The sequence below is a fragment of the Streptomyces sp. WELS2 genome (genome assembly GCF_013870595.1).
Classification (GTDB): domain Bacteria; phylum Actinomycetota; class Actinomycetes; order Streptomycetales; family Streptomycetaceae; genus Streptomyces.
The window spans coordinates 1-2,236 of sequence record NZ_JACBWZ010000937.1 but is presented as its reverse complement, the minus strand read 5'-3'; the positions used below and the strand labels follow the sequence as shown (position 1 = coordinate 2,236).

Below are 2,236 nucleotides of genomic sequence, written 5' to 3'. Positions count from 1 at the left end.
GCGCCGGACCGCACGATGGCGAGCGCCTTGCCGTGGAAGGCGGTCCGGGTACTCGCCTGGTAGCGCTCGGCGCTCTCCTGGCGGCCGTTGTCCACACCGGCCAGTGAGCCGCCCGAGACGTCGAAGGCGATGAGGTGCGCGGCGTCGGGCACGACGACCCCGTGCGCGTCGGTGATCTCGGCGGTGACGAAGGCGAGCGAACGGCCGTCGGCGGCCAGGGACTTGCGGTCGGCGGTGAGGCGTACGGCGTGCGGGGCGCCGGCCGTGCGCAGGACGTCGCTCGCGACGGCCATGCCGTCCCGCCGGGCCACCGCCCGCAGCTCGCCCGGCCGGTACGGCACCTTCCAGGTCAGGTGGAGTTTGCCGGCGCTGCCGTTGGGGCTGGTGTAACTGCCCGGGTAGGGGCCGTCGGTGAAGGTCTTGTCGTCGCCGGTGGCCTCGGTGGTCTCCAGGTAGGTACGGCCGTCGGTGGTCTTCTTGACGTCGAACTCCCGTACGCCGAGGGATTCCCCGTTGAGGAACAGCTCGACCGTGGGCACGTTGGCGTACGCCCACACCTCGATGGTGTCGCCCTCCTCGTGGTTCCAGGTCATCGGCAGCAGGTGGACCATCGGCTCGGTCGTCCACTGGCTTTTGAACAGGTGGTACATGTCCTTGGAGAAGCCGGCCGTGTCGACGGCGCCGAAGAAGGAGGCCTTCACCGGGAACACGTCGTACGGGGTGGGTTCGCCGATGTAGTCGATGCCGGACCACAGGAACTGGCCCGCGAACCACTTCCGGTCCCGGTCCTTCTTGTGCCCGTACTCCCCGCTCATCGTCCAGGAGGCGAGGTTGTTGTCGTAGGAGGAGACCTCCCGCCTGCCGGGGGTGTGGTTCTCGCCGGTGTTGAGGTGCTCCGGCTCCTGGTAGGTGCCCCGGGTCGAGGTCTCCGAGGAGGACTCGGACTCGAAGAGGAACAGGTGCGGGTAGGCGGCGTGCAGGGCGTCCACCGACTTGGCCGTGTTGTAGTTGAGGCCGAGGCCGTCCAGCTTGGCGAGCATCAGGTCGGCCGCCGAGCCCCTGGCGGGCGGCCGCCGGTACTTGTCGGAGCCGATGACGAGCGGCCGGGTGTCGTCGGCGGCCTTGATCGCGCCGATGATCCGGTCCGCCATGGCCAGGCCCGCGGTGGAGGTGGAGTCGGGGATCTCGTTGCCGATGGACCACAGCAGCACGGCCGGTGAGTTGCGGGCGGCCAGGACCATCTCGGTGGCGTCCTTCTCGCACCACTCGTCGAAGAACCGGCCGTAGTCGTACCGCGTCTTGCCGGTGCGCCAGCAGTCGAAGGCCTCCACCAGCATCACGACGCCCAGTTCCTCGCAGACGCGGATCAGCTCCGGCGCGGGCGGGTTGTGCGAGGTGCGCAGGGCGTTGACGCCCATCGACTTCATGATGCGCAGCTGTCTGCGGACGGCGTCGGCGCTGATCGCGGCGCCGAGGGCGCCCTGGTCGTGGTGGAGGTCGACGCCCTTGATCTTGGTGGGGGTGCCGTTGAGGGAGAAGCCCTCGTCGGGGTCGAAGCGGAAGGTGCGGATGCCGAAGGGGGTGCGGTAGGTGTCGGTGGTGCGGCCGGCCACGCGCAGCTCGGTGTGCAGGGTGTAGCGGTGTTCGGGCGTCGCGAAGTCCCACAACAAGGGCTCCGGGACGGTCAGTTCGTGGTTCGCGGCGGCCTCCCCCGCGGCGGCGACCGCGACCGTGCTGCCCGTACGGGCCACGGTCCGGCCGTCGGGGCCGGTGATCCGGGACCTGATCTCCACGTCCGCGGCGGTGCCGGAGTCGTTGCGCGCGGTCGTGCGCACCCGGACCAGCGCCCGGCCGGGCAGGACCTCCGGGGTGGTGACGTACGTCCCCCGGCGGGCGACGTGCACCGGCTCGGTGATGACCAGGCGGGCCTCGCGGTAGATGCCGCTGCCGGAGTACCAGCGGCTGCTGGGCAGCTGGTTGCGCACCCGTACCGCGAGCACGTCGGGTGTGCCGCCGTCGGTGTGCACGAGATCGGTGAGGTCGAGGGAGAAGCCGGTGTAGCCGTACGGGTGGCGGCCGGCCTCGGTGCCGTTGCAGTAGACGTGGGCGTCCATGTAGACACCGTCGAACTCCACCGAGATCCGCCGGCCGGCCCAGGCGCGCGGGAGGGTGAAGGCGAGCCGGTACCAGCCGAGGCCGCCCGGGAGGAACCCGGTGCCGCTGGTGGTGTTGTGCT

At 70.6% G+C, this 2,236-nt stretch carries 1 protein-coding gene; it reads right to left on the bottom strand.

Annotated elements, in window-relative coordinates; translation table 11 throughout:
• On the bottom strand, positions 1–2,236 hold a 2,236-nt coding region (locus H5J33_RS31960), incomplete at both ends, for a glycoside hydrolase family 2 TIM barrel-domain containing protein (protein ID WP_181798231.1).